This window comes from Amycolatopsis sp. NPDC043889 (genome assembly GCF_056435645.1).
On the sequence record NZ_JBWKEC010000054.1, the window covers coordinates 26,031 to 32,412 of the forward strand.

Here is a 6,382-nt window from a genome sequence, read left to right on the forward strand (position 1 = left end):
TGACCTGGTTCTTTGAAGATCATAGTGGTGAAAACTGAATGTTCGGCGAAGCGTGGGCTAGTCCGATCCCGTGGCTGGAAATCCTAGTTGGCGCGGCAATTGAGCGCGGGCTGACAAGGTCATTTATGCAGGTTGCCTCGCTGAGGTTAGGCGTTCGGTTGGGTAGGGGATGCGGCTGCAAAGGCGTTCCATAGTGCGTTGAGTGGGTGGTCGTCGGCGTAGCGCTGGCGTTCGCCGGGGCGGGCGAAGATGCCGGTGACGATGTCGAGCTGGGGGTTGAAGTCGTCGGTGAGGGCGAGTTTGCGGAGGTTGTTGCCGGGGAGGCGGCCTTCGGTGGCGGCGTCGGCGACGCGGTCGGTGGTGAGCAGGCATCCGTACATGAGCTGGGTGTTGAGCAGGTTGAGGCCGTAGTTGAGGGTGTCGACGTCGGCGACGACATTGAGGACACCGCGGTAGTCGGGGCCGTACCAGCGGCTGAGGAAGTCGGCGAGCAGTCCTGCGGAGGGGACGAGCAGGGGAAGTTTGGCGAGTTTGGTGTGGGTGACGGGGCGGTCGTTGAGTTCGCGGGTAGTGAGGTTGGTGAGCAGGGCGACGCGTTCGCGGTGCCATTCGAGGAAGTCGTAGTCGAGGGCTGGTGGAGCGCCACGGATTGCGGCGAAGGAACCGCAGACGAGGTCGACTTGTTCGGCGGCTAGTTTGGTTTTGAGGTCGCGGGTGCGGACGTGCTCGATCTTGAGCTGGACGCCACGGCGTTCGAAGTCTTCGCGCAGGCCGGGCCAGACTTGGCCGAGGAACTCGACGGTGAACTCGGTGGTGCCGATGGTGATGGTGGAGCCGGCTCGGCGCCGGGCCCTGTGGATGCCGTCGGTCCACGATTGGAGGGTGGCGGTGGCGAGCCGGACGACTTCTTCGCCGGCGCCGGTGAAGTGGAACGGTTTCCCGCGGCCTTGTTTTGTGACGAGGGTTTCGGCCATGAGCCGCGTGGCGGCGTCGTTGAGGTTGTCGAGTTGCTTCTGGACGCTGCCCTGGGAGCGACCGAGGACCCTGGCCGCGTGTTGTGCGCTGCCGGTGGCGTGTGTGATGACCAGGGTGCGCAGCTGATCGAGGGTGGTGTCCAGCAGCTCGGGTGGGCAGCTGAGCAGCGCGTCGAGCTGGGCGGCGTCAGGTTCAGTCACAGGAGTCCTTCCGCGTCAAGCTGCCACTCTGCCACAGAATTTTCCACAGGAAGAATGATCCTGTCCTTGCGAGAAAGTTCAATGTGCTGCCACGCTAGATTTCTTGACGAGTATTAAGTGTCGACTTGTTGTTCGTTGGAGTATTTGATGCTGTACTCGGTCTATGACGCCGCGTGAGCACCTCGGGCGGCGCTGTCAGACCGGGGAGGCCGAGCTGATGACCGCACGCGCGATTGTCACGGAGGAGCGGGCACTGTCGTGCTATTTCCGTACGACGGTTGAGTCGCCGTATCGGAAGGCGCTGGTCCAGATCAACGAGGACTGCAATCTGCGCTGCGCGCACTGCTTCGTATCGGCCACGAAGAAGGGCAAACAGATGCCGCTGCGGGACGTCGTCGCCAAGGTCGTCCCTAGGCTGATCGAGGCAAGAGTCCGGCGGGTCACACTCACGGGAGGCGAGCCGACGATCCACCCGGATTTCCTGGCGATCGTCCGCGCCTTCCGGGACGCGGGTCTGGATGTCGGGATCTGCACGAACGCCACGACCATGGACGATTCCATGGTCAGCGAGCTGACGGCGATCGGCGGTGTGCACGCGAACGTCAGCTTGGACGGCTTCGCACGCGAGTCCCACGGCAGGTTTCGCGGAGACCGCGACTCCTTCGACGTCACGGTCGACACTGTGCGGAAACTGGCCGCGGCGGGACTTCTGCAAGGGCTGCTGTGCACGCCGAACTCGCTGGCACGCAACGAGGAGTATCGGGAACTCTGCCGATTCGCCCGCGACCACGGCGCGAAATACGTGCTGCTCAACCCACTCGGCAGCATGGGCCGTGGCGTGAAGTCACAGGCGAAGCTGGCGAAGACCACCCTGCACATGCAAGAGATCTTCGAGCTGACCGCACCGTTCGACGGCCCGGACCTCGACATCGCCCACATCCGATTCCCCAACACCGAGCAGAAACCGCTCTCGGGTTGCGAGGCCGGGACGATCATCTACGTATTCACTCCGGGCGAAGTCACGGTCTGCCCTTACCTTGTGTTCGCCGCGCGGACGCCGATCTCCCGGCACCCGGACACGGACTTCATCGTCGGTAACATCTTCACCGACCGCGACATCGCCGAGCGCCTCGGCAACTACGCGTTCCACCAGCGTTTCCAGGTCGGCGCGAACGACACCTGCGGAACCTGTGCGCTGGAACCCCAGTGCGGCAAGGGATGTCCGGCCGCGGTGATCGCCGCCGGCGGCCGCATCGGCGACGTCGACGCCGAGCAGTGCCCGACCGTCGCCGACGGTCGTCACCTGCTGCCACTGGACGTCGCATGATCGCGGAGCCGCAGCGCAAGCCGGGAACGCTGGTGACGCTGGACGGCCCCGGTGGCGTCGGGAAGACCACCGTCGCCGCTCTCGTAGCCGTCCGCCTCGCCGATGCTGGGTACGGCGTTCACTCCACGAGTCAACCGTCCTGTTCGACGCTCGGCGAGATCGCGCGACACGGCACCGACACCTATCAGGGCATGGCGCTGGCCTGCCTCTGCGCCGCCGACCGGCACCACCAGCTCGCCACCGAGATCATGCCCGCCCTCGATGCGGGTGACGTTGTCGTCTGCGACCGGTACCTACCGTCGTCTCTGGTCCTGCAGGGGCTCGACGGTATCCCTGTCGACACGGTGTGGGCACTGAATCAGGGCGCTTACCGGCCTGACCTCACCCTGCTCCTCACCGGCGATCCCATCGTCATCGACCAGCGCCTGCGGGCCAGAGGCGGGCACAGCCGCTTCGAACGCGCGCCCGACAACAGCCAGCGTGAGACCATCGGCTACCAGCACGCCAGCCGGTTTCTCAACACCCAAGGCTGGGACATCACCACCCTGGACTGCACCGCCGACACACCCGATGCCCTAACTGCCAAGATCGTGGACCTCGTCCACCGTATCCGCCAGGAGCGCCCGGTATGTCGCTGAGCCTGCTCACCATGAACATCGGCCACCCGTCGCTCGAACGTGCCCGACGGCAGCTGAGCTGGCTCGCTCAACGCACGGAGGACGTCTTCATTCTCACCGAAACCGGCGCCGGTCCCGGCACACAACATCTCGCGCAGTCCTTCGCGGACGCCGGGTGGTGCGTCACCTATCCCCACCACCCTGACAAAGAGCGGGGAGTGATGCTGCTCAGCAAACTCGCCGCGACCCTCGACCCCATCGGAGCCGCCATGACCTACCTACCGGCCCGGCTGGCAGGAATCCGGATCGACACCGACAACGACCCCATCCGCGTCCTCGGCGCCTACGTCCCCTCCCGCGACGCGACCGAGAGCAAAACCCGCAGAAAACGCGACTGGATCGACGCCTGCCACAAAGCCCTCGACGCCACTGCCGGCACGGAACCCGTGCTCTTCCTCGGAGACCTCAACGTCCTCGAACCAGGACACGTCCCGCCGCACCGCGGCCAGTTCGCACCGTTCGAAACCGAGTTCTACCGTTCACTCACCGAACGGCACGACCTCGTCGACCTGTTCCGCCACCTGCACCCGGAGGCCGTCGAGCACAGCTGGGCGCGGCGACCTGACCTCGGCTACCGCTACGACCACGCGCACGGCTCACCGTCACTCGCCGCGCACCTGACCTCGTGTGAGTACGTGCACCAAACCCGCGAACAGGTTCTCGATCAGGCGGCGTTGACCGATCATTCCGGACTCGCCGTCAGGCTGGCTCTGACCCCGGCAACTCCGCTGATAACGTCCGATCCGGCCGCGGAGCGGGAAGCCACCTTGTTCTAACCCCGGAATCTCGTGCCAGGCCACGACCACGCCTGCCGAGCACGAGGAAACCGGCGCAATGCCCACAACCACAACGGAACCACGAGTCGGGGCCCGAGTCCTGCTGCTCGATGCACACGACCGCGTCCTGCTCATCCACGCCCGCGACCCCGATGACCCCGCCCACCACTGGTGGGAGCTCCCCGGTGGCGGCCTCGACAACGACGAAACCCTCACCGCCGCCGCCCGACGCGAAGTCACCGAAGAATCCGGCATCATCCTCACCGGGCTTGACCGGAAACTCTGGACCCGCGAAAGCCGCTTCACCTACCGCGGACGGCAGCACCACCGCCTCGACCACGTCTTCCTCGCCAGAATCCAGGACACCAGCCCCACCGTGCCCGTCAAACCCACGGCGAACGAACGCGCCGGACTTATCGAACGCCGCTGGTTCACCGCAGCCGAGCTTGACCTCACCGCCGACAAACTGCTACCCGCCACCCTGCCAGCCCTGCTGAAACAGCTCCTCACAGGACAGTTCCCGGCCGAGCCGATCTGCCTCATTGACTAATAACGAGATGGCCTGATTAGGCGTACGGCTTACCTAGCTGCCAGTGGTTGTTTCCTAGGTCATTGCTTCCATCAGGATCAACTCCGCATGCGCGGGAACGACAGCGCGAGCTTGTGCTCGGGACGGGTGATGGTGGGACCAACCCCGCCTGTGTGGGGACGACCAACCGCTGGGTTTGGTCGTAGCTGTGCCCGTGCAGACCAACCCCTCTCGCGCGCGGAGAACACGCGTACCGGCGGCTACGCGCACTGCGGCTGGGACCAGCCCCCGCTCGCGCGGGGAGAACCTCACTGGCCACTGCAAGATCCAGCGAACGGGAGGGCCACCCCCGCTCGCGCGGGGAGAACTACATCGAGAAGTGGGTACGAGCCGACGGCTACGGGCCACCCCCGCTCGGGCGGGGACGACCGCAGCGCGGCCAGCACAAGCAGCCACCCGATCGGACCAGCCCCGCCTGCGCGAGGACGACGCCGCCGGACCAGTGACCGGGCTCGGCCCGCAAGGACCAACCCCGCATGCGCGGGGACGACGCCGGAGAAGACGGCACCGCGGCCATGGACAAGGGACCAGCCCCGCATGCGCGGGGACGACGCTTCGTCGGTGAGGGCCTTCATGTAGATGACCGGACCAACCCCGCATGCGCAGGGACGACGTTGCGGACCTCAAAACCGTTGGCATGTACAAGGGACCAACCCCGCATACGCGGGGACGACACTAATTGACCTGGCTATTTGAAGATCATACTGGAGAATTCTGTTCAGTCTCGGGGCGTTGCGTCCTGCACATGATCCTGATCAGGTGTCCGACTTACCCCAGTCGACGGCGGCAGGAACTGGGGGCAATTTAAGGGCGAAATTGCAGGTCGAAGCAGGTCGATTGACCTCGGCTGAGAGCATGAGCGATTGCAAACGTCCCAGCTGGATCGACTGACGTCGACTGAAAAGGACTCGAACCAGTTAGCCGGAGGGGTTCTTGGATCGAGTCCGAGCGGGGAGTACAGGCCCAGACCGCCCGGCCTGGGCTGCTTCGTGTTTAGGAATCGGACTACCCCCTCTTGCGTGCGACGACGGATCCACCACCGCCGGGTCGACGCTGGCGAGGGACCAACCTCGGCCTACAAGGGGACGAAGCTACGTGCCCGGCGTGCGGGGAGGGCATAGTCGGACCAGCCCCGCTTACACGGGGACGACGAAACTGGGATCGCCCCGGCGGACAAGCTCCGGGGACCAACCCCGCACGTGCGGGGACGACGTGCCGGTCGGCACCACGCCGAAGTTGTTTCGGGATCACCCCGCTCGTGCGGGACGACACGAACGTGGTCGGCGTGGCCGTGAGCTGGCTGGGACCATCCCCGCTCGCGCGGGGACGACGAGCCGAACAGAACGCCCCAGACGGGCGCCCGTGGACCAACCCCGCTCGCGCGGGGACGACACTAACTGACCTGGTCCTTTGAAGATCATGCTGCTGGTTTTGTTCAGTTTGGTTGTCGTATGTCCTCATGCTGATCATGACGTTGGCTCGAACCTCAGGGCATCGATTCGGCGAGTTCTCGTTTGAGGGTGTCCGCTTGTGGACGTGGGTTCGTTGGTGTCGTCGTTTGGTGCTTTGACGGTGTTTCGTGTGGCGGGTGCGGTTCGGGGTCGGCTGGGGTTGCGTGCGTGAGTGTTCCTTCTTTGCGCCATTTTCGGAGGATGCGGCGACCGTAGTTGTGGGTTCCGGCAACGCGATCGAGTTCGGCGCGGGTGGGTGTTCTGCCTTGGGTGTGTTCGTGCTGGTAGTGGTCCTGAGGTTCCCCCCAAACCGTGGAGGCATGGACTTAGAGGATCATGAGTTGTGCCTGAGAAGCGAAGGAAGTTCGATGCGGAGTTCCGTGAGGG

At 64.9% G+C, this 6,382-nt stretch carries 5 protein-coding genes; 4 read left to right on the forward strand and 1 reads right to left on the reverse strand.

Features of this window, described 5'->3' with window-relative positions:
* Positions 1–146: 146 nt before the first annotated feature.
* Complete coding sequence (locus AC0685_RS42300; protein WP_478230665.1) at positions 147–1,175, reverse strand: LysR family transcriptional regulator; 1,029 nt, start codon at positions 1,173–1,175, stop codon at positions 147–149.
* A 217-nt stretch (positions 1,176–1,392) separates the two neighbouring features.
* Here AC0685_RS42300 and AC0685_RS42305 point away from each other — a divergent pair, with 217 nt between their 5' ends.
* The 4 genes from AC0685_RS42305 to AC0685_RS42320 are packed head-to-tail and all read left to right on the forward strand — an operon-like array spanning position 1,393 to position 4,505.
* Positions 1,393–2,502 carry a radical SAM protein gene (locus AC0685_RS42305; protein ID WP_478230666.1) on the forward strand — a complete coding sequence of 370 codons (1,110 nt, stop codon included), beginning with the start codon at positions 1,393–1,395 and terminating at the stop codon, positions 2,500–2,502.
* Positions 2,499–3,140 (forward strand): dTMP kinase, encoded by a 642-nt coding sequence (gene tmk, locus AC0685_RS42310; protein ID WP_478230667.1) that lies wholly within the window; start codon positions 2,499–2,501, stop codon positions 3,138–3,140. The genes AC0685_RS42305 and tmk overlap by 4 nt, the downstream gene beginning before the upstream one ends.
* Complete coding sequence (locus tag AC0685_RS42315) at positions 3,131–3,955, forward strand: endonuclease/exonuclease/phosphatase family protein (protein ID WP_478230668.1); 825 nt, start codon at positions 3,131–3,133, stop codon at positions 3,953–3,955. The genes tmk and AC0685_RS42315 overlap by 10 nt, the downstream gene beginning before the upstream one ends.
* A gap of 58 nt (positions 3,956–4,013) precedes the next feature.
* Positions 4,014–4,505 carry an NUDIX hydrolase gene (locus AC0685_RS42320; RefSeq protein WP_478230669.1) on the forward strand — a complete coding sequence of 164 codons (492 nt, stop codon included), beginning with the start codon at positions 4,014–4,016 and terminating at the stop codon, positions 4,503–4,505.
* Positions 4,506–6,382 lie beyond the last annotated feature (1,877 nt).

What these genes read in the sequence shown, in the direction of transcription:
- AC0685_RS42315 (WP_478230668.1), top strand. Translation starts at nt 3,131, where the DNA reads ATGTCGCTGAGCCTGCTCACCATGAACATCGGCCACCCGTCGCTCGAA.
- AC0685_RS42305 (WP_478230666.1), top strand. Translation starts at nt 1,393, where the DNA reads ATGACCGCACGCGCGATTGTCACGGAGGAGCGGGCACTGTCGTGCTAT.
- tmk (WP_478230667.1), top strand. Translation starts at nt 2,499, where the DNA reads ATGATCGCGGAGCCGCAGCGCAAGCCGGGAACGCTGGTGACGCTGGAC.
- AC0685_RS42320 (WP_478230669.1), top strand. Translation starts at nt 4,014, where the DNA reads ATGCCCACAACCACAACGGAACCACGAGTCGGGGCCCGAGTCCTGCTG.